The organism is Akkermansia sp. N21116 (assembly GCF_029854705.2).
Lineage (GTDB): Bacteria > Verrucomicrobiota > Verrucomicrobiia > Verrucomicrobiales > Akkermansiaceae > Akkermansia.
Genome location: NZ_CP139035.1, coordinates 2,167,867 through 2,190,070 on the forward strand (window position 1 = coordinate 2,167,867; position 22,204 = coordinate 2,190,070).

Annotated in this window: 12 protein-coding genes; 10 read left to right on the top strand and 2 right to left on the bottom strand. The window is 52.5% G+C overall.

Features of this window, described 5'->3' with window-relative positions; translation table 11 throughout:
* Positions 1 to 16: 16 nt before the first annotated feature.
* The 9 genes from QET93_RS08420 (at position 17) to QET93_RS08460 (ending at position 18,650) form a co-directional block, all read left to right on the top strand.
* Entirely contained in the window at positions 17 to 1,354 is a 1,338-nt protein-coding gene (locus QET93_RS08420) for a homoserine dehydrogenase (protein WP_280125709.1), read from the top strand.
* A 22-nt stretch (positions 1,355 to 1,376) separates the two neighbouring features.
* Positions 1,377 to 2,609 carry an aspartate kinase gene (locus tag QET93_RS08425; protein WP_280125710.1) on the top strand — a complete coding sequence of 411 codons (1,233 nt, stop codon included), beginning with the start codon at positions 1,377 to 1,379 and terminating at the stop codon, positions 2,607 to 2,609.
* A gap of 165 nt (positions 2,610 to 2,774) precedes the next feature.
* A complete protein-coding gene (locus QET93_RS08430) occupies positions 2,775 to 3,704 on the top strand; it encodes a D-alanyl-D-alanine carboxypeptidase family protein (protein ID WP_280131555.1) in 930 nt (309 codons plus the stop codon).
* A gap of 964 nt (positions 3,705 to 4,668) precedes the next feature.
* Positions 4,669 to 5,226 (top strand): hypothetical protein, encoded by a 558-nt coding sequence (locus QET93_RS08435; RefSeq protein ID WP_322189941.1) that lies wholly within the window; start codon positions 4,669 to 4,671, stop codon positions 5,224 to 5,226.
* Between the two features lie 4 nt (positions 5,227 to 5,230).
* Complete coding sequence (locus tag QET93_RS08440; protein ID WP_345786080.1) at positions 5,231 to 6,043, top strand: nucleotidyl transferase AbiEii/AbiGii toxin family protein; 813 nt, start codon at positions 5,231 to 5,233, stop codon at positions 6,041 to 6,043.
* A gap of 505 nt (positions 6,044 to 6,548) precedes the next feature.
* Positions 6,549 to 7,499 (top strand): AraC family transcriptional regulator, encoded by a 951-nt coding sequence (locus QET93_RS08445; protein ID WP_280131552.1) that lies wholly within the window; start codon positions 6,549 to 6,551, stop codon positions 7,497 to 7,499.
* The gene (locus QET93_RS08450) at positions 7,496 to 7,705 is read left to right on the top strand and encodes a hypothetical protein (RefSeq protein WP_280125715.1); all 210 of its coding nucleotides are present in this window, start codon (positions 7,496 to 7,498) and stop codon (positions 7,703 to 7,705) included. Before QET93_RS08445 ends, QET93_RS08450 begins: the two co-directional genes overlap by 4 nt.
* 309 nt (positions 7,706 to 8,014) lie before the next feature.
* Positions 8,015 to 8,350, top strand: coding sequence for a hypothetical protein (locus QET93_RS08455; protein WP_280131551.1), 336 nt, complete (start codon positions 8,015 to 8,017; stop codon positions 8,348 to 8,350).
* Between the two features lie 130 nt (positions 8,351 to 8,480).
* Positions 8,481 to 18,650 (top strand): autotransporter-associated beta strand repeat-containing protein, encoded by a 10,170-nt coding sequence (locus QET93_RS08460; protein WP_322189942.1) that lies wholly within the window; start codon positions 8,481 to 8,483, stop codon positions 18,648 to 18,650.
* A 149-nt stretch (positions 18,651 to 18,799) separates the two neighbouring features.
* Here the strand turns inward: QET93_RS08460 and QET93_RS08465 are convergent, their stop codons facing one another.
* Positions 18,800 to 19,996, bottom strand: coding sequence for a phosphoglycerate kinase (locus tag QET93_RS08465; protein ID WP_280131484.1), 1,197 nt, complete (start codon positions 19,994 to 19,996; stop codon positions 18,800 to 18,802).
* A gap of 171 nt (positions 19,997 to 20,167) precedes the next feature.
* Positions 20,168 to 21,169 (bottom strand): type I glyceraldehyde-3-phosphate dehydrogenase, encoded by a 1,002-nt coding sequence (gap, locus tag QET93_RS08470; RefSeq protein ID WP_280125395.1) that lies wholly within the window; start codon positions 21,167 to 21,169, stop codon positions 20,168 to 20,170.
* Between the two features lie 305 nt (positions 21,170 to 21,474).
* On the opposite strand from gap, the gene QET93_RS08475 reads away from it, so the two are divergent.
* Entirely contained in the window at positions 21,475 to 22,071 is a 597-nt protein-coding gene (locus tag QET93_RS08475) for a DedA family protein (RefSeq protein WP_280131483.1), read from the top strand.
* The last annotated feature ends 133 nt before the right edge of the window (positions 22,072 to 22,204 follow it).

Sequence of the window (22,204 nt, forward strand, 5' to 3'; positions counted from 1 at the left end):
CCCCCGTTACATTAACATGGATCAGGTAGAGCAGAAAGAGAGACCGTTGCAATTGGGACTGGCCGGACTTGGTACAGTTGGGACTGGTGTTTACGAAACCCTTCAACGGAATCACGATATTCTGGAAGCGCGTGCCAAAATTCCTTTTTCCGTCAAAAAGGTAGCAGTGAGGGATTTGGACAAGCCCCGCGAGGTGGAAATCCCCTCCGGTCACTTGACGGATAACTGGCGGGATCTGGTGCAGGACCCTGATATTGATATCATCATCGAGTTGATTGGCGGAACGAAGGATGCCTATGACTTGATCGTTTCTTCTTTGAAGGCAGGTAAACCCGTCGTGACAGGGAACAAGGCTCTATTGGCCGAACGGGGAACTGAAATTTTCATGTTGTCTGCCAAGTTGGGAGTTCCCATTTACTTCGAAGCCTCCGCCGGGGGAGGAATCCCCATTATTGCAAGTCTACGTAATTCTTTGATATGTAATCATATTACGTCGATTGTCGGCATTATTAACGGGACATCGAATTATATTCTTTCCGCCATGGAAGATCATGGCGCCACGTTTCGTGATGCTCTTGCCAAGGCTCAGGAACTCGGTTATGCAGAAGCGGATCCCACGTTTGACGTCAATGGATGGGATGCCGGCCACAAGGCTTTGATCCTGGCGATGCTGGCGTACGGGATGACGATCAGCCCGGCAAAGATTTTTGTCAGTGGCATTGAAAATCTTTCTCCTTGCGACTTTAAATTTGCCGACAAACTGGGGTACACGATTAAATTGCTTGTCATTATAAGGAGCCATGAAAATGGTGAACTGGAGTTGCGCGTGCAGCCGAGTTTTGTTCCCAAGTGGCACATTCTGGCTTCCGTCTCCGGAGTATTCAACGCTATTGCCGTAACGGGTGATATTGTTGGGGAAACTCTTTTTTACGGACGTGGGGCCGGCAAGAATCCGACTTCCTCCGCCGTCATCAGCGATGCTATTACGGCTATGCGCGAAAGTCGCCACCCCAAGTATCATACGGGCTTCAACCCCTATGCTTCCGCCTGCAAGGTCATGGATGTGGATGATACCGTGACGCCCTACTACGTGCGTTTCCAGGTAGCGGACCGTGCCGGCGTTATAGCGGAAATGGCCGGCATCCTGGCTCGCCACGGTATTGGCATCTCGGCGACTTCTTCTTCGTTCAGCCATGTGGATGCAGAGGGAAATGTATGGAACGACCTCGTGTTCATGCTCCATTCCTGCCCGTGGGGGCAGTTGCAAAATGCCCTGACGGGGATTGTTTTGCTTGCCAATGTAGGAGCATATCCCAGTGTGCTGCGTATAGAACACCTTGTTTCCGAATCCTGATTACTCATTATAAGAAAATCCTATGTCACTGATCGTTCAAAAGTACGGAGGCACGTCCGTCGGCAGTATTGACCGCATCCGCAATGTAGCAAGGCGCATTCATGATTTGATCCGGGAGGGTAACCAGGTGGTTGCCGTAGTTTCCGCAATGAGCGGCGTTACCGACGGATTGATCTCTCTGGCTAAAAGCATTTCCGAAGCTCCCTGCGAACGGGAACTGGATGTTTTAATGGCGACGGGCGAACAGCAGTCCATTGCGCTTCTGACGATGGCTCTCCATGAACTGGGCATCAAGGCGGTTTCCATCACCGGTTCCCAGGCGGGGATTTGTACATTCGGTTCTCATACGCGCGGTCGTATCAAATCCATCGAACCGGTCATGATGAAGAAGTATCTTGACGAGGGTTACGCCTTGATTTGCGCCGGTTTCCAGGGCGTGACGGAAGACGGGCTGATCCATACGCTGGGCCGGGGCGGTTCCGATTTGTCCGCCATCGCCATCGCTTCGGCGATTAAAGCGGATATCTGCCAGATTTTGACTGATGTGGATGGTGTTTACACTTGTGACCCCCGCGTGGTGAAGAATGCTGTCAAACTGGATGAAATCTCTTATGACGAAATGCTGGAAATGGCCTCCAGCGGATCCAAGGTCATGCAAACACGCTCCGTCGAATTTGCTAAAAAATTCGGCGTTGTTTTTGAAGTTCGCAGTTCTCTGAATAACAACCCAGGTACTATCGTGCACGAAGAAATCCCCTCCATGGAAGCAATCGCCGTTCGCGGCGTGTCAATTGAACGTAACCAAGCCCGCGTAACAGTGGCCAATATCCCGGTTCAGAACGGTTATGCCGCCAAAATTCTGTCGGTTTTGGGTGATGCGGAAATCAATTTGGATATGATCGTCTCCAACGTGGCTCATGACGGTTTGGTTCGCCAGTCGTTTACCATGCATATGAACGATCTCGGGCGTGCACAAGCGGCTTTGAAGCCGGTGTTGCCGGAGCTGGGACCCAATGCCAACATAGAAACGGAAGCCGCGCTTGGCAAGATTTCCGTCGTCGGTATCGGGATGCGTTCCCATACCGGTGTTGCCGCGACGATGTTCCGGGCGTTGGCCGATGCCGACATTAAGGTCGGTATGATTTCTACATCGGAAATTAAAATTACCGTCACTGTGGATGAATCCGATTTGGACCGTGCCGCGCAGGTTGTTCACCAGGCATTTCATCTTGATGAAATCAACCGTTTGGCCTGATTGGTCTGCGAATAATTCAATTTGTTTTTTAGGTAGGAGCAGTCCGGTTTGTATGAGCCGGACTGCTTGTGCTTTATGTTCGTTCCATGAAGCTGAAACTTTCGGGAAATAGTAAAAATGTTTATTGGTGCTTGCTTGAGACACTTATATAGTGTAATGGCGGTCATGCGCTTGTTTGCCTTATTTGCCTGTTTGACCACGTCCCTGGGATTGATTGGATGTGAGTCCGTTGGTGGGCGGGAACCTGCCGTATCGTATATTCCGACCGCTACAGCTATTCCGGTTGCCGTTCCTGTGCCGGAGATGCCCGTTTCTCGTTCGCTTCCATCCAATTTCCCGTCGCGTCCTCTTGCATTGCCTTCGTCTCCTCCGCGTACACCCCATTGTGCCAGCGCATGCGTGATGGATGCTTTGACCGGGCGGGTTCTATACTCCCACAACGGTTCTCAGAGGCGCCAGGTGGCAAGTACCCAGAAACTGGTGACGGCTCTTGTCGTTCTTGACCACGGGTCTCTCAACAGCAATGTCGTAATCGAACCTTCCGATACGCATGCCGACCCGACCAAACTGGGATTAAGAGCCGGTCAAACCTATAACAAAGGAGAACTCCTCCATGCCTTGATGGTCAGAAGCTACAACGATGTAGCTCTCGCTCTTGCCCGAGATACGGCCGGTTCCGTTCCCCGCTTCGTGAACATGATGAATGCCAAGGCCAGAAGCATGGGGATGTATAACTCGCGTTTTGCCAATCCGAATGGATTACCCGCCGACCAGTATTCCACGGCGATCGACATGGCTCGTTGTGCCTATTTCGCCTACCGCAACCCGTCTCTCCGCAACATGGTCTGTACGCCGACATTTAATTTTTCCCTTTCCAGCGGTCGCAATACACTGCTGCGCAATACGAACAAGTTATTGGAAAAATATCCGTGGGTGACAGGGATGAAGACCGGTTATACAAACGCTGCCGGCCGTTGCCTGGTTTCCTCCGGAGGCGTCAACGGTCGTCATGCCATTGTGGTAGTTCTGGGGTGTAAACCCAGCCTGATTTGGCAGGAATCCGAGAATTTGCTGAAGTGGGCCTTGCAGATCTGAGATATTTGGGGCGTGTTGAGAGAAGTAGAAATTTTTTACTTCCTGGATGGTGTTTGGTGCGATGAAGTAGACTCCCGGATTATTAAACGCGTTTTCAGAATTCGTTCCGCAGGGTTCAAAACGATACCGGGATTGATCATTTTGTTGAGCAGGAGCTTGGCCGCTGTCTGCCCAAGCTTTGTTGAACCGTGGTGAGGGTAATTTCGGAGTTTTCATCCACCAATGGGAAAACGGTTCAGACAGTGAAAACCGAAATGTGTGATCCATTTTCATTGTTCCTTTCTACTTCGGAGTTGAAACGATGTCTATGAATCACACATGCATTTGAAACAAGCATCTCCCATCCCTATATCCCAATACTGCCGCATCGGTCAATCCATGACCAACTCTGGGATTTTTGTTTCGGGGTCATCTCCCTCCCGGGGGGCCGTCCATGCCTGGGTCGAAGACAAACACCTTCCTGTAAAGCGGATAGAAAAGACGATATTTATAGATATGAAAGCTCTATCCCAGCGTCTGGAAGGGCAAGTTCGCGTAAATGGGTTCCGATATGTCATGAGGGAAACTCAACTTGTCAAATTATCGCTTTTCGCTAAGGGAACCGACTTGTTTGAGGCTTCATCCTGCCCTTGCCGCAGAACAGTCTACAACTGGGAAAAAAGAGGCATTCTTTGTATCCTGGGTCTGGGAAGCAGTCGGTTTGTCGACCTCCGGGCGACGAGGGAGCGATTACAAGGGTAGCATTTATCCGCTCATTAACCTCGCTACCGTTGAACACACTTGATATTCGTCATCAATTCTAGCGATTTTTGCATCCTTATTTCATTTTAAATTGATTTTCCCTACAATTCTCGCTAATTTTTCTCTATTCGATCACATGGCTTCTTTCCTGTCCAAACAGTTCGGGACTGTTCCTGTCAACACACATACTCTTAAGTCCGCGCTTAAGGAGTACAAGGCGCCTATGGCCAAAATATCCCTCCTGCAGAGAGAAGGCGTCATTCTCAACCTTCGCCGGGATCTTTACCTGTGTCTTCCCGAAGATGGGGAAGGCACCTATTCGCGTGAGCTTGTCGCGAATCATCTTCTTCATCCCTCTTATGTTTCCTATGAAACGGTATTATCCCGGGCAGGAGTGATTCCGGAGCGGGTGACTCTCCTCAAGTCCTCCTGCATGAAGCGAAGCAAGGTGTTTGACAACGGGACAGGCCGCTACGAATACATTCAGGTGCCTGAGGCTTATTTCCCGATTGGACTGACCCGGCAAAAGACGGAAGAAGGGTATTTCTACCTGACAGCGACTCCCGAAAAAGCCTTGTGCGATCTGATCGTATCTTCGTCCAATCTCCGCATTCAGTCGATGAAGACCATGCGGTCTTACCTGGAGGAGTATCTGAGAGCTGACTGGGACATGATTTCAGAAATGGATATCTCCATTATCCGGGCATGTGCCGAAAAGACGAACAAGAAAAAGAACGAATTGAATTTTCTGGAAAGGACGATTTGCCGTGAACGTGTTTGATGAAATGCTGGCTTCCTATGAGACAGGGAACGATAACGACAGGCTGAACGCCGTGCATGAGGTCATGCAGCAAGTAGCTCTCGGAGGCCTTTACAATGGAGGATTCTTCAACAAGGCCGCTTTTTACGGAGGGACATGCCTGCGTATCTTCCACGGATTGGACCGTTTTTCCGAAGATATGGATTTTTCTCTCCTCGCCCCCGATCCCGGATTTCGTCTGGATCCCTATTTCGATGCCATTACCGCCGAGTTTGCCGCTTTGGGACAAAGCATCGATATTACGACCAAGGAAAAGACGGCGCAGAGTACGATCCAGTCCGCTTTCCTGAAAAGCGATACGGCCCAGTACGACATCCATTTGGGGCGCGACCGAAAAATCAAAATCAAGATTGAAGTAGATACGACGCCTCCTCTTGGATTCTCCACCGAGCAGAAACTTCTCTTGCAGCCGTTTTCCTTCTATACCAATTGTTTTACGCTGCCAGATCTTTTTGCCGGCAAGATGCATGCTCTGATCTATCGTTCATGGAAGAATCGTGTCAAGGGACGCGACTGGTACGATTTCGAATGGTATGTACGCAAAAACGTCGCCATGGACTTCAAGCATTTTTGTGAGCGAGCCTATCAATTTGGATCAGAAGAACCGGGGAGGCTCACACCGGATCGCTTCCGCGCAATCCTGAAAGACAAAATCAAGGAGACTGACATCCGGCAGGTCAAGGATGACGTCATGCCTTTCATCAAAGATCAGAACAAGCTTAATATCTGGTCAACAGAGTACTTCCTGCAATTAGCGGACATGGTGAAGTTGTCCTAAATACTCGACCTCATTCGACCAGCAAGCCCCTTATTGCATTCGTTTGATTTACTCCATGCTCGGGAATTCACTGATGCAGTAAATTTACGAATATGAAGTAAATTATCCGTAGGGGTTCGAGCCACCTCTCGAGTACCAATAATAACCCTCTTTAAGTGAATAACTTGGAGGGGGGCTTGTTGTTGATAGGGAAATGGTCAATTTCATGAAACGGACACAATCTGTGTACAAAATGTGTACACTTTGAGAGTGTTTTTAGTCTTATTTGACAAGGTATTTCTGTCATAAAGATCACACAAGACAATATGTTCGGGAATCCGTGTTTGATTTACCGCTCTGTACCTTGTTTGGGAGATACGGTTTCACAGAAACAGGAATCGGGAACATGAAATTGTGCCAATTTGAGTTAATTGGACGTTAATGCCAGATGCCTTGTCATATCTTATTGATTCATTTCTTTCCGTCGCCCTATTCTGAATCTGCTTTCCTGCAATAATCGTCTATTATGAGTAATTCTCCTTATTTTATTCATTGGTCCGGTTCTCCGGATATAGCTCCATTTTTGAATTATTTTATAGAATTGGGACTGCTCAAGTTTTCGGGGATCCATGAACATTCTCTGGATATGCATTGCAATGACGGGATTAAAATCTGTTATATTCTCAAAGGAACGCATACGTGGCAAGTCGATGATAAATGCTACCAGTTGTATCCGGGAGACGGCTTTATTACATGTCCCTGGCAACGTCACGGCAATCCCTTGGGCAGGCATGAACGAGGCGTTGTTTCCTGGATGATTATTCGTCCGGAAATCTTTGAAAGAAGCGGAAAAATGAAATTGGGTGAATGGTCTCGGCTCATGGCGACAACGCAAAACCATATCGGCCGTCTTTTTGCCGGTAACAAATCGGCTCTTATTCCCCAGGCTGGTTCTCTGCTTTCGTTCTACAGGAGTCTGAATGATGAACTCGTTTCTCATAAAACGGGATACGTGGAACGAATCAATCTTATTCTGGATTCCATGTTGGTGGAAACAGCCCGCCTTCTGGAAAGAACCAGTGTGGATGGGTTACGGCATGATGGCTGGCTGGAAACTCTGCAGGAAAGAATGAATTACTGGGCTTTCGAACAACGTGTTACGATGGATAAAATGGCGTACTCGTTCAATATGAGCCAATCGACCTTCGAGAAAAAAGTCAGATTCTTAACGGGCTTTACGCCAAGCGAGTATCTGTCCAAGCTCAGATTGGAAAAAGCCAAAATGCTTCTTGCACAAAATAGGTTGTCGATCAAGGAAATCGCAAGTCAAAGCGGCTTCTCTTCATCCCAGTATTTTGCCGTATCGTTTGCCAAGTGGCAGGGAATGTCTCCATCCGAATACAGGGAAAACATGAGGCGGAAGAAGGCTTCCCTGCATTCCTTGCGACAAATGGTGTATGAAGGGGAGGTTTCATGAAATTGAGCCACAAGTCCGACTTTCCCGTGACCTTTGTTATCGAAGCCAACCCAATCGGCCATGGCCCGTGGATGATCTACAAGACGGTGACCGTCAAGCCCGGAGAAGTTTGGGAACATGAGTTTCCGTCGGATTTTGATGCTCGCTGGATTCGTCTTTCGGGGGACAAGGATACGACTGCCACTGCGTGGCTGATTTATGAATGAAGTCTGACTCTGCTCATTTTAAGGGAATGGTTCGTGTTAGTTGGGCAGGACTGTTCGTTCGTTCCTCCCTGCGTCCTCATATTTTGAGGTAACCGGCAGCTTTTTCTTTTCTTCGCTTTTTCCCGGAGTTCTGAATCATGAGACAATACGATATCTAAAATGCAGATGGTAAATCTATTATAGTAATGTTGAGAGAAGATTCTCAATACTTATCCGCTTGATTTTTTGAAAGTCTCCAAGAAATTCATTGGAAGAAAAAACAAGATCAATCGGCGCTTTCATGCTTGATTGTATCTCAATCTCTCTTATATGGGATCGATATCCGGATCAGTTCAAGGAGATACCGTCTGGGGAACATGGAACGGACTTGAACCTCTTTCTCTTCTGGGATCTAATGCATTGCTTATCGAAGATCTGACGGCAGAGGAACTCACCATCGGATTTGCCGCCGGAAGCCTGGGCATACATTCGGTGGCTGGATTCCAGATCGTCAAATCTGTCGCTGCAATCAACTTGGAGGCCAAGACTACAGCCAACTGGTCGGACTCTATCTGGATGCTGAAGATGATTGCCTTGTCAATCGAAGCCAGAATGGCGGATTCCAATTCCGCTTATTATCAATGTAATTTACTTATTATCAGGTAATAATAATATTATTTTTCTTTGCTGCTTTTATGGGAAATGGTTGAGTAAGGTTCGGACAATTAATGTGTTTTTTTGCTTGATAGCGGAATTGGAATTCGATAGAAAAAAGACAATTCTATTTCTTTTTTCTATGAAACTTCGACTTCCTCTTTCTCTGCTTGCTGCCGTTTTGGGATGTTTTTCCTCGTTTATACCACAGGAATCCTCAGCAATGGATTATTCCTATTCCGAGGGTTCAGTGACTGATTACACGGAAAATTGGACGCTAGGGAATGATACTCTGACATTGTCTGGTACAGCCTCTCTGACTTTATCTGGTGGATTCAAAACAAACGGAGGAAACAACAAAACGGTTGTATTAGTGAAAGAATCCGCATCGCTGACTGCGGCAACGATGCAGTTGGGTGACAACCGTGCCTGGTTCACGTTTGAAATGACAGGGAATAGTACCGTTTCCATAACTTCGAGATTGGATATGTTTATGGCAATCCCCGACAATAACTATGCAGGGGAAAATAGTACTTTTACGATTGGTGGCGGTACTTTGAATGTTCAGCAGCTTAATATCGGTCGGGATAATAACTGGGGTAGCAATGGTGCTTTACCAGCTCCGGGGAATGAGCCAGTCGGCATGGATTATTTTTATATGACGGGAGGGAGGATGAATGTTGGTTCGGGGGGAGTTGATGCCAATATTCAAACGACAACGATATTTTCGGGGGGAACGCTTGGCGTTCTTGATTCTGACTGGAAGTGGAATGAAATACGGAAGTACAATCCTGATGGTGTGGTAAATGAAATCATGCTTGAAGGGAATACATTCACAATCAATACAGAAGCAACAAGAGATGGGACGGGAGACAATACGACCAAAATAGGAGATGGAAAAAAGATCATCCTTGGAGCTACGCTACGGGACAATGTTGTTATAACAGAAGATAGACAAGAGATTGTACGTACGGGCGGTTTGATTAAGGAAGGGGCTGGAACTCTGGTATTGACAGCTGCCAATACCTACTCCGGCGGGACAACCCTCAATGCCGGAGGTATCGAAATTGCCAAGGAATCCGCACTGGGCCAGGGCAACCTGACCATCAATGCATCGACGTTCCTCCTGCTTTCATCGAATGCCACTGTGGGTGGCAATTTGGTGTTGAATGGGAAGAGCACGATCACCATGCCCTCCGGCAATTTGCTGAAAGTCACCGGCAATGTTACGTATGGAACGGATGCCGTAACGACTTTGAAACTGACCGGGGATTTTACGACAGGCTCGTCCACTCCTACGATCCTCGTCCAGGCGGACAGTTATAATTTTTCAGATGATTCCTCCCATTGGAACATCCGGTTTACAAAGCGTTCCTCCGCCGATATCGTCTTCGGTAACGGGTCTATTTCCTTCACGGATCTTCAATATACGGCCGGGGAAAATATCACTTGGAACGGAGGTAATTCCGGAATGTGGGAATCCATCGGAAGTGGATGGTTCAAAACGGGAACGTCGCAGGATGATGTCTATTACGATGCCGATAACGTTACGTTCTCTCCCGATCATGCGGGAACGGTAACCCTTCAGGAACAACTGGCTCCGGGAAAAATGACGGTCAACGGCGATTACACGTTTTCCGGAATCGGCTCGTTAAACGGTTCCTTCGACTTGGAAGTCCAGGGGGGGAATGTGATCATGCAAGTACCGGTTAACCGTACGGGGGGCAATACGACTGTTTCCGCCGGATCCCTGTGGGTATCCAACGCTGACGCGGCAATAGGACAAATCACACTGGGAGCAGAAGGAACCTTGCAGCTCGGTAGTTCTTCTTCCATTTTGACGGATTTCGATCATCAGGAACTGAAAGAGGGTGGCAACTTGCAGATATGGGGTAGAGGGAACCTGAGCGCGTCGGGGGGGAACGATGGAAATAACACGACGTTCAAGGTAGGGGAAGGATTCCACGGAACAATCGAAATGAAGTCGGGATTGATCAATTGGGAAACTTCAGAGAATGTCCTCATGGGTAATGCAGAAGCCAACGGACCGACTCTTATCTTGAACGGAGGCGGTGTTGTTACGACGGGTACTCCGGAAACACAAGTTTATAATCCAATTACCATTGGTGAAAATGGAGCGGTTATCCGATCCTACGGAGCGAAATATGCCACCTACTACGGCCCCATTACGGGCTCCGGCAAAATATCCCATACGGACGGAGGATATGTAACATTCAAGGACATGACCGGTTTCTCAGGAGAATTTGTCAATGAGCGCGGTTCCGTCACTTTTGACTCTGCCATCCATTTTTCCAATCTGACTTCCAATTCCAGTAACGACAAATCCCTGATTACTTTGACGGGAAAAGCCGGTAGTTCCGTAACAGGAACCATCAAACTGGCTGCCAATTCATCCCTGACGATGGATATTGGCAAGGAAAATACGCTGGAAACCACTAATTTCCTCGTTTCCGGTACCGCCGCCCAAACGATTACGCTGACATCCGGCACCCTGAAGGTAACGGGCACCAACAATGCCCGCAAACAATCGGATCTTTCTTTCTCGCTCAATACAGCCGGTACGGGCAGCAACACGACAACTCTCCATATTGCGACCAATGCCGCCATTGATGCGGCCGACACGGTCCTTGCCACCGGATGGGAAGGCAACTCGACAATTAATCTTGAAGGAGGCACGATCAATGTCAAAGGGCTGTGCAGCAGCAATCCGACCAATGCCGTGGCCATCAACCTTAAAAGCGGTACCGTCAAACTGGGGGACTACGGTATCACGGACTACCAGTGGAGTGTCACCGGAAACCAAACCGACGCAAAGGTTTCCCTTACGTTGGGTACTGTCGAAATCATTGCTCAAGCCGATTTGAGTATTGATCCCCATCGTCTGGATGACAATGCCACGGATATCGTGACTTTGACGGATGCGGTTACCGGAACAACCTTTAACACCAACAACCATACGATAACGGTCAATGACTGCCTTGTAGGCGACGGCAAAGTCGTCAAAACGGGAGCCGGTACTCTCATCCTCCAAAAAGCAGGCACCTATGCCGGAGGTACCGTGATTAACGCCGGGACATTGCGGGCATCTCATGCCTCCGCATTGGGGGCAAGCGATGTTACTGTCAACGAGGAAGGTATTCTGCAATTGACGGCCTCCGATCCCTACTCCAACAATGTCGTCCTGACCGATACCGATTCCAAATTGCTGTGGGATACCGGCTCCGAAGGTACTCTGACAGGAACGATGAACGGTTCGATATCCGGTTCCGGAATTTTGGAAAAAACGGGTACCGGGACCATGAAGATGCTATCAGCCCAGACTCTGGAGAATTTCAATGGTACAATTCACGTGATCGGGGGGCAGCTTCAGTTGGGCAACGCCGTCAACGGTCAATCGGTTAGTACCGGCAAGTCCCGCATTATTCTGGAAACCGGTTCCGACCTGTTCCTTAATGGAGGAGACAATGCCAGGCATATTGTCGCCGGAGATGTTACCGTCCAAGGCAAGAGCCGGATTTCCCTTTATGCCGGTTTCAACGGTCAAATCGCGCTGGATCTGCAAGGAGCCATGATGCTGAACAATGATTTGACGCTCGTGAAAACATGGGCCAAGCAAATCGGCATTAGCGGTAAATTGTCAGGGAAGGGTAATCTGGTTTATGACCCGACGATTAAGGACAACGCTGCCTGGCAGGAAAACAACAAATTGATCATTTCCTCCGCCAATACGGACTACGAAGGAACGGTTCGCATGATTGAGGCGACCACCACGGCAAAAAAACGTCCGGGCTGGCTGATCCTGCAGAATGATGATGCCCTCTCGTCCGCGCAGGTGGAATTGGTTTCTACCCAGGCTTACCTCGTTGTGGATACGGGCAATGCTACGTTGAAAGGGTTGACGGGCTCCGGTTATGTCAGCTCCGGAGAAGGCAGCAACACATTGACTCTGGATATTACCGGTAGTCTTTCCAATGCCTTCAACGGTACCATCGGCGATAAGATGAAGACGACGGGTGAAAATGCCTATGCGGCCAATGGGAGCCTGTCTCTTGTGAAAAACGGCGGTGGTGAATTGATTCTGAGCGGTGCCAATTCCTACACGGGAGGTACCACCGTCCAGGCAGGAACGCTCACAATAACCAATGCTTCCTCTCTTGGCAGCGGCAATGTCCATCTGGGAAGCGGAGCCACTCTGAAATCCGGCATCAGATGGGACAATTCCCTGGTATTGGACGGAGAAGCAGCCGTGGAATCCAGTCATGACAACGCTCTGTTTGCAGGTTCGACATCCGGAAACAATACCTTTGTCAAGAAGGGGGCTTCCCTCCTTACCTTCTGCGATGCTTCCGCCGATGAACAGAACGATGGAACCACCGCTCACACTGCCATCTACCAGCATGGCGATACAATCGTCTCGGAAGGAGAACTCCAACTAGGTATTCTCTGGAAAACGTACGATCAAAAAACCGAACACCGTTTCGGTACGGGAACGGTTTACATCGAAGATACGGCCAAATTCAGTTTAGGCCTCAGTTACAACACGTATGGTACCGTGAAGTTTGCCTCGGACATCACCACGAAGAATGGAGGGACTCTGGAAGTTCTCGACGGCAATCACGAACTGACGGGAACACTGACCTTCGGTCAGCATGCCGGGGATACCACGACATTCCAGGATGCGGGATGGGGAGCCAAAACCTACGGCACTGTGATTTCCGGCAAAGTCTCGGGTCACGGAACGTTGAATATTGTCAACGGAGACCAGGAAGCTTCCGATAATTTGCTGACATTGAGCAATGCTTCCAATGATTTCAATGGCACCGTCAATGTTCATAACGTGCGGTTGCGCCTGAATTCCAGTTTGGAAGGGGCATCGATCAACCTCACGGAAAGCATCAAGGAAAAACCTGACAATACGGCATTGGTTGTCAATGGGGATGAGATTACAATAGGAGGCATCTCCGGCATTGCCGAATCCTCCGTTTATGCTCAGGGAGGAGCTAGAACCTTGACTGTCGAGACAGACGGTAATGCCAATTACGCCGGTATCATCAAAGACTGGTCCGGAGTCAATGACGGTTCTGTTTTATCACTGGTAAAGGATGGAACCGGAAAACAGACACTGGCGCAAGCGGCATATACCGGTTCAACTTCTATTCTGGATGGAACTCTTGAGCTTACCTCGGCTTTCACATCCTCTTCACTGACAATATCCGGCAACGGGTATTTGAAAGGAACCGATTTGACTCTTCAGGGAACCAAGTCTCTTGTTTTTGATCTCAAGAACAGGACGACGGCTGCTCCGGCATTTATCAACTTAAGCGGAAATATCACGGGAGATACAAATTTCAGCTTGGTTCTGCATAATTTCGGCCGCGATCAAAAGAATCAGGAAGGTGCCTATGCCCTCATCACAACAACAGGAGCGGCTTCTTTGAATACCCCGGAATATCTTTCAACATGGTGGACATACGATCCGCAATCCACGGATTACTACAATTACAACCTGAAGCTCGGCGACGATCGGAAAACGCTTTATCTTCAGTTAACTGAGATAGGTTCGTGGACATGGGACGGCAACTCGTCCGGAGATCACGTATGGAGTTCGTCCAATCAAAATCCATGGACACACGAAGCCAAATACTCGGAAGGTCCCGATGGAGTAAAGATCGTTTTTGACGATTCCGCGTCACCTTCCGTTCTCATTTCCGGTCAGGTCAAACCACGTTCCGTCGATGTCAACAATAGCACGATTGGCTACATGTTCTCTGCGGACGACCATACAGCCGGAAGCGGGATCGTGGATGCCGGGGAAAGCAGCAAGACTGCTTTGACAAAGAAAGGTGCCGGCAAGCTTTCTCTGGCATCCAATCTCAAGAATACCTATTCGGGAGGGACTTATCTCTACGACGGTATGATTGAAATGGGGAACTCCAATTCCCTGGGAACAGGGATTGTCGATTTCCTGGGCGGTACGTTGGGCAACGTCGCGGGAACGGATGTGACGATTACCAACGTGTTGACCGACGCCATTCCCGAATCGGCTATCGGCATCACGGACAAGCAGGCCATCAAGCTTCTTGCCGCTCTCGGAACGACACTGGCAGTAAATCATTCCTCGGGCGGAGGCCTCGTCTTCGATGACTCCGGTAGGAACGATGCGGCAGTCTCCATCTCCGGTACGGGACTTGTACAATTGTCCGGACTGGCTGGGGATGCGAAACTTTCCGGAACGGTTTCCGTTTCAGACGAAGCTTCGCTGGAACTGGTCAATGTAGTCCAGCAAGGTTCGGTCACCCTCTCCGGGAAGCTCTCCGGTGTGGCGGGTACCCTTGAAAAAACTTCCGGTACTCTCGTTCTGAACCTCCTCAACGAAGGGGACATCTTCGGCGGCACGTTGAAGGCCGCCGCCCTCACCGTCAGCGCCGTCGGTTCGACGGCGACCGACAAATCCCTGGGACTCTCCGGCACGATGTCGGCCTCCGGTCTGATCCTTTCCGATGGAGCCGAACTCAAGTTGCTTTCCAACGGAGAACTTGCCGTCGATGGGACCATCTCCGTCAACTCCGGTTCCGGCCTTACCCTCGCCGGCGGTACGCTGACGCTGTGCAATGCTTCCGGGGTTGCGACAGATGATGTCCTCTCTGGCACGCAAGGCACGGTCACTTTAGGCAACGGAACTCTCACCGCGGCCACAGGCAGCTCGGGCTGGACAGCCTCCCATGCTATGACCCTTTCGGGCACGGGCGAGAACGGAACGCTCGTCAGCCTCGGCGACGGACAGACTGTAACCCTGGGCGGAGTCCTGAACGGCTCCGGCCTCTTGACCAAGCAAGGGGGAGGCACCCTCGTCCTCGGCAACGGCGGCAATACCGTCTCCGGCGAGATCGCGCTGAAAGAAGGCCGTCTCGAACTTGTCGACGGAGCCAGCCTCGGCACATCCCATGTTACCGTCTCGGGCGGTACTCTCGAATTGAACGGCATGGCCTCCTCCGGATCCTCTCTGACGGTACGGGGCGGCGCCCTGTCCGGAGCCTCGAACTACGCCCCCGCAGGCGGAGTCACGGTCGAACTCACCGGCCAGGCGACACCCGTCGACCTGGGCGGCCTCAACGGCAGCGCCCTCACCAGCATCCATCTTGGCGCAGGGGCCTCCTCCGGCGGTCTCGACTACGGCAGTTCCATCACCGGGCTCACGGGCAATATCTCCATTTCCGGCGCCACAGACGAAGGCGGCGTTTCTACCCCCAACGTTCTCCTGACCGCCGGCAGCGGCAACGCCCTCATCGGCGGCAGCTCCGGCAGCGCTCAATCGCTCATCTCCTTCGAGACGCCGGGGACATCCCACCAAGTCTACCTCGGCGACATGCAGATCAACCTCACCGACGGACTGCTGGAAGAACTCCACGACCTCCGGGCGGAAGGCACCACCATCCTCCTCCAGCTCACCGACGGAGCCCTCGCCGTCACCGATCCTCTGACGCGCACCGCCAACGGCATCAGCGACGCGGCCCACGCATGGCTCAGCTCCATCCGCTTCAACCCCGTCCTGGAATACCTCGGCTATGCCGTCCAGCGCAACCTGGATGCCGACGCCCTGCAGGCCAACCTCGACGCGGGCCGTCTGGCCGTCACCGCCGGAGGGGAAATCTACTACGCCACCGACGCGACTCTCGACGGGAACGGCCGGCGGCGCCTCGACCTGAGCTACCGCAATCCGGGAGAACCCGAAGAAACGCCCGCCTCCACCCACTATAACTACCTCGACGCCTACAAGATGGTGATGATCAACGCCGACCTCAACGTCGTCATGAGCGGAGCCCCCGGCGACGCGTCAACCCTTGGCCTGCACGTCGAAAACCTCTCGGGTGGCCTCAACTCCGCCACCGGGGAACGCTACACCCTCGAGTTCGAAAACAACCTCGGCACCGACAGCGTCGCCCGTGTCGAACTGGTCAACGGCAGCTACGAAGGTCGCAACCTCGACACCGTTTACGAAGGCAACCTCAAGGCGGGCATCGTCGACTTCGTCAAGACGGGCAAGGGATCGCTGACCATCAACGGCGACGTGACCATCGACGGCGGCATCGAAACGCGGGAAGGCACCCTCGTCCTCAACGGGCATAACAGCCTCGAAAGCCTCACCGCCGGCACCGGAGACGGCCTGACCGTCATCGGAGGGGAAACCCTGGTGAAGGGCGTATACGGGCAGGGAGGCACCCTGGAACTGCGCGGAGTGGACTCCCGCCTGGTGGTCACCGGAAGCGACACGATGGACCTGGCCACCCACATCACCGGGGACGGCACCTTCTCGATGGCTTACGGGACGCTGCGCCTGGTGGACGGAGGCGACTTTTCGGGCAACTCGACGCTCGAACTCCAATCGGGCTCCGTCCTCGACGTGGCCGGCGGCAACGACGTCACCGTCGGCCTGCTGACGGGAGCGGGCATCGTGCGCTTCAACGGAACGGGCAGCACCCTGACCGTGAAGAGCGACCGCGACTCGAACCTCAGCATCGCCTTCGAAGGCCGGGGCACCCTCGCCAAGGAAGGCCAGGGCACCCAGACCCTCGGCGTAGCCTCGAAAGACCTCAGCCTTGCCGTGCGCGAAGGCACCCTTGTTCTCTCTGCACACGACGGTAATTACGATCGGGTCACGGTCGGCACAGGAAACGGGAAGGCCACTCTGCGTCTGGCGGAAGACATCCTCATTAACAGCTTGACTGTTGGTACCCATGGACGCCTCACCTTAAACCGTGGAGAAAATCGTCCGGGCATCCTCTCCTGCGCCGGCAACGTCGACCTGCAATCCGGCTCCACCCTCGACCTCGTCCTGCCCAACCCGATCGCCTCGATCGACGCGGACGGACACATCGCCCTGGGCGACGGCGTCACCCTCAACCTCGTCAACGGCAGCCGCGACGGGAGCTGGAAACCATCCGACACCGACTCCCTCGAACTCATGGCCGCCCACGGCGGCTTCCTCGACGCCTCCGGCAACCCGCTGGGCTTCGGCAGCAGCCTGATCACCTGGACGGTCAACATGGAACAGAGCCTCGGCCTCTTCTACACGGGAGCCAACCTGCACGTCAGCGACGACGGGCGTCGCCTGCTCGCCGACCTCTCGGTGAGCTCCGGCAACCTCCTCGAAGAAGTTGCCCGGAGCGGAGTCGCCAGAGCCGGTGCCGACCTCATCTGGCAGGCGGGCCTGCAGGAATCCGGCACCAGCCTCGACCGCGTCCTCTCAAGCATTATGGACGACGTCAAGGCGGGCAACCGCAGCGGAGCGAGCCGCAAGCTGGCCGCCGTCGCGGGCAGCACCGTCACGGGCATCCTGGCCGCGGCGAAGAGCGACCTCGCCTACCAGCAGAGCATGCTGCGCAACCGCGTAGCCGGCATGGGGCTCAACAACAACGACTACACCTACGAGAACACCCTGCCGTACTACAACTTCTGGCTGCAGGGGACAGGGAGCTACAACCAGCTCGACACGAGCGGCGACTACGCCGGCTACAAACTGGTCAACTGGGGAGGCACGGTGGGAGCCGACGTGAACGTCAGCAGCACCGTAACCCTCGGGGCAGCCTTCAGCGCGAACTACGGAGACCTGAGCAGCGACGGAACCGACCGCCTCAGCGGAGACCTGGACGGGACCTACATCAGCCTGTTCGGGAAGTACCAGGGACGCAAGTGGGGCCACTCACTCATCGTCACCGGGAGCCGCTACGACGCGAGCGTCGACCGGACGGTGAACTTCGGAACGGACAGCTACACCGGCCACGGGACAAGCGACGGGACAGGCTGGGGAGTCCTCTACGAAGCGACCTGCGACATCAAGCTCAACGACGAAGGGACGAAGATCCTCCAGCCCCTGTTCGGAGCCTCGCTGGTACACGTCGGCATGGACGACTACCGCGAGAGCGGAGCTGGGAACGCGGGATTGGACGTCAGCGACCTGGACGCGACGACGGGGAGCGTGACGGCGGGTCTTCGCTACCTGGGCCTTGTAGGGAGCAACGTCTTCGGACGGGAGGCGCTGGGCGAACTGCGGGTGCAAGTAGTGCAGGACATGGGAGACGACCGCGCGAGCGGCCAGGTAGGCTTGCAAGGCAACCCCGGCATCCGCCGCGAGGTGGAAGGAGCGAAGGCGGGGATGACAGGGGTTCAGTTCGGAGCGGGGCTGAGCGTTCCCGTAGGAGTGAATGGCACAATCTTTGCGGAGGCGAACACGGAACTCCGCAGCGGAGCGACCTGGGCGAGCGGCTCGCTGGGTTACCGGTACAACTTCTGATAGGAAGTCGGAAGACAAGAAAACAGGAGTCCGTCTTTCCCGCGTGGGGAAGGCGGATTCTGTTGTTTTATACGTACCGAACCAATAAAAAAAAGGCGCCTCGACAATTGAGACGCCTTGTAGATGGAATAGAGGGAAATCCTACCGAATTATTTGTCGGTCAGAGAACCGACTCCGGGAAGGATTTTCCCTTCCAGAAGTTCCAGGGAAGCGCCGCCTCCCGTGGAGCAGAAGGAGAGCTTGTCCTGAACCTTGAACTTTTTGGCTGCCGTGACGGAGTCGCCGCCGCCTACGATGGTGATCGCATTGCTGTTGGCCAGTGCTTCGGCGATTTCCTTGGTTCCCTTGGCAAAGCAGTCCATTTCAAACACTCCCATGGGGCCGTTCCAAAGAACGGTTTTGGCTCCCTTGATGATTGCGGAGAATTCTTCAATCGCCTTGTCGCCGATATCGATGGCCATGCCGCCTTCGCACACCTTGCCGCCTTCGGCGAAAGGAGCCGGACAGGTTGTTTCTGCGCCGTCTTCGAACTTCATGGCAACGCGGACATCGGCCGGAAGGACGAATCGAACTCCTTTGGCTTTGGCGTTGGCAAGGATTTCACGAGCGAGATCCAGTTTGTCGCCTTCGATTTTGGAAGCACCCAGATCGTAGCCTTCGGCAGCGAGGAAGGTATTGGCCATAGCTCCACCGATAAGGAAGGTGTCGGCTTTTTCCATAAGCTTGGAGAGGACTTCGATTTTGTCGGAAACCTTGGCTCCGCCCATAATGACGACGAAGGGTTTTTCCGGGTTTTCCAGTTTACCTTCAAGGTATTCCAGTTCGCGTTCGATCAGGAAGCCCATGGCGCTTTGTTTGGCAAAGTGCGTAACGCCTTCCGTGGAGGAGTGGGCGCGGTGGGCGGAACCGAATGCATCGTTGACGAAGATGGTGGCATTGCCGAGGAGTGCCTTGGCGAAGTCCGGGTCATTTTTCTTTTCACCGGGATAGAAACGCACGTTTTCCAGAAGGATTACGTCGCCTTCATTCATGGCGGCACGAGCTTTGTCGGCTTCGGCTCCGATGGCTTCGGAAACGAATGTGACAGGTTTGCCAAGAAGTTCACCCAGCCGGACGGCGGCGGGTTTCAGGGAGAAAACGGGATCGGGTTCGTTCTTCGGACGACCGAGGTGGGAACAGAGGATGAGCTTGGCTCCGTTGTCCAGAAGATACTTGATTGTGGGCAGAGCGGCAACGATACGGGCATCGTTGGTGATAGAACCGTCTTTAAGAGGCACATTGAAGTCAACTCTCATGAGGACTTCCTTGCCTTTGACATCGAGGTCGCGAACAGTCAGTTTGGCCATAATATGTGGTAATGTTTGAGATGGATGGATGATGAAAAAGAAAACGGGGGAGGCAATTGCTGCCTCCCCCGGATCAAAATGGAATCAACGGTTCGGGATGGAGTCCCTGATTTTCTTATCCGACAACGCCGGAACGGAAAGGATGCTCCAATCCGAAAGACCCAGTTGTCTTTAGAGGCTGTCGCCGAGCTTCTTGAGGGCTTCAGCAGCGCGGTTGGAGTAACCCCATTCGTTGTCGTACCAGCCGCACACCTTGACCATGTTGCCGCCGACGACATAGGTGAAGCCGGAGTCAAATATGCAGGAGTGAGGATCGGAAACGATGTCCTGAAGAACGAGAGCTTCTTCGCTGTAGGCGAGGATGCCCTTGAGTTCGCCTTCGGCAGCTTCCTTCATGGCGGCGTTCACTTCTTCAACAGTCACGTTCTTCTTGAGAATGGCGACAAAGTCGGTCAGGGAACCCGTCGGGGTCGGAACGCGGAAGGAAGCACCGTTGAGGAGTCCCTTGAGGGAGGGAATCACTTCACCGATGGCTTTGGCGGCGCCGGTCGTGGTCGGGATGATGTTGATGGCGGCGGAACGGGCGCGGCGGGGATCGCTGTGGGGCAGGTCAAGGATGCGCTGGTCGTTCGTGTAGGAGTGGATCGTGCTCATCATGCCTTTTTCGATGCCGAACTTGGCTTCGAGAACTTTCACCATGGGGGAAAGGCAGTTAGTCGTGCAGGAAGCGTTGGAAACGATGTTGTGCTTGGCCGGATCGTATTCGCTGTCGTTGATGCCGAGGCAGAACGTCAGGTCGGGATTGGTGGCGGGAGCGGAGATGAGAACCTTCTTGGCTCCGGCGTCGATGTGCTTCTGGGCGCCTTCGCGCTTGGTGAAGAGACCGGTGGATTCAAGGACGACGTCAACGCCGAGCTTCTTCCAGGGAAGGTTGGCGGGATCGCGTTCGACGGTGATGAGAATCTTGTGACCGTCGACAACGAGGTAATCGCCTTCGATGGCGATTTCGCCGTCGAATTTACCCTGAGTCGAGTCATACTTGAGAAGGTGGGCGATCATTGCGATCGGGGTCAAGTCGTTGATGGCAACAACCTTGGCGCGTTCTTCCTTGGACATGGCGCGCAGAACATTGCGGCCGATACGTCCGAAACCATTAATAGCGTACTTTGCCATAAGATAAGGTCTTGGTTTTTAAGTTTGATTTAGAAATCAGTCCCGGCGCCGACTTGGAACAAGGACCTGAAGAATGATAGAAGTGATTTGGGTGTCCGTCAATACTATTCTTGTCTTGATTTGGCATTCGCGAATGACGGATTTGTCACGCAGAGACTGGGGATATCGGTTATGATGGGGGCGAAATCTCTTGAAATTACGGTGTCGGAGGGTATGTTCTTCCGGACATGATGCATGAGATGATCATATTGTGGCTGGAGTGGGTTCACGGGATTGGGTATGTAGGAATTTTTCTATTGATGGCGATGGAGAGTTCTATTTGCCCGGTTCCAAGTGAGGTGGTGGTGATTCCGGCGGCAATAGCTTCTACGCAAGGTCATTTGAATTTTTGGGGAGTCATTTTTGTTGCCGCTCTCGGGACATGGGCCGGTTCCGCACTGACGTATTGGTTTGCGTTGATTGTGGGACGTCCTCTTATTTTGAAGTACGGAAAGTACATATTCATGCCTCCTGGTGAATTGGCGCGAGCCGAGGTGTTCATGGAACGCTATGAAAAGGGCGCTATTTTCTTTTCCCGCCTGCTGCCTGTCGTACGGCATTTGATTTCTATTCCGGCAGGGCTGATACGGATGAATTTCTGGGCATTTTCCCTGTATACCTTTGTCGGATCGTTTCTTTGGTGCTGGGTACTTGCCTGGTACGGTCAGAGGATGGGCCTCAACAATCCTCACATGCTGGATAACCCGGAAGAATTCATCCGCACAGCCAAGGCTGAAAGCCTCGAAATCACCATTTTGTCCTTTGTGATCGCGGTTCTGTACTTCGTGATGCTGCGTGTGACGGATCCTTCCCGTAAAAAGAAAAAGGAAGAGGTTGCCTCCAATACGGATTCTTCACTGTGAAAAACTGCATCCCACTTGTAGATGGAGATGCCTAAATAGATGATGCCGAGCAGGGGAAACACGGCCAGATACTTCAGATTCTTCCTGAAGCAAAAACAGATGAGATAACCACACAGGGTCCGGAAAAAAACGA

Excerpts from the sequence above, each read along its gene's own strand:
- QET93_RS08420 (WP_280125709.1), top strand. The coding sequence starts at position 17 with ATGGATCAGGTAGAGCAGAAAGAGAGACCGTTGCAATTGGGACTGGCC.
- QET93_RS08425 (WP_280125710.1), top strand. The coding sequence starts at position 1,377 with ATGTCACTGATCGTTCAAAAGTACGGAGGCACGTCCGTCGGCAGTATT.
- QET93_RS08430 (WP_280131555.1), top strand. The coding sequence starts at position 2,775 with ATGCGCTTGTTTGCCTTATTTGCCTGTTTGACCACGTCCCTGGGATTG.
- QET93_RS08435 (WP_322189941.1), top strand. The coding sequence starts at position 4,669 with ATGGCCAAAATATCCCTCCTGCAGAGAGAAGGCGTCATTCTCAACCTT.
- QET93_RS08440 (WP_345786080.1), top strand. The coding sequence starts at position 5,231 with ATGCTGGCTTCCTATGAGACAGGGAACGATAACGACAGGCTGAACGCC.
- QET93_RS08445 (WP_280131552.1), top strand. The coding sequence starts at position 6,549 with ATGAGTAATTCTCCTTATTTTATTCATTGGTCCGGTTCTCCGGATATA.
- QET93_RS08450 (WP_280125715.1), top strand. The coding sequence starts at position 7,496 with ATGAAATTGAGCCACAAGTCCGACTTTCCCGTGACCTTTGTTATCGAA.
- QET93_RS08455 (WP_280131551.1), top strand. The coding sequence starts at position 8,015 with ATGGGATCGATATCCGGATCAGTTCAAGGAGATACCGTCTGGGGAACA.
- QET93_RS08460 (WP_322189942.1), top strand. The coding sequence starts at position 8,481 with ATGAAACTTCGACTTCCTCTTTCTCTGCTTGCTGCCGTTTTGGGATGT.
- QET93_RS08465 (WP_280131484.1), bottom strand. The coding sequence starts at position 19,996 with ATGGCCAAACTGACTGTTCGCGACCTCGATGTCAAAGGCAAGGAAGTC.
- gap (WP_280125395.1), bottom strand. The coding sequence starts at position 21,169 with ATGGCAAAGTACGCTATTAATGGTTTCGGACGTATCGGCCGCAATGTT.
- QET93_RS08475 (WP_280131483.1), top strand. The coding sequence starts at position 21,475 with ATGGAGAGTTCTATTTGCCCGGTTCCAAGTGAGGTGGTGGTGATTCCG.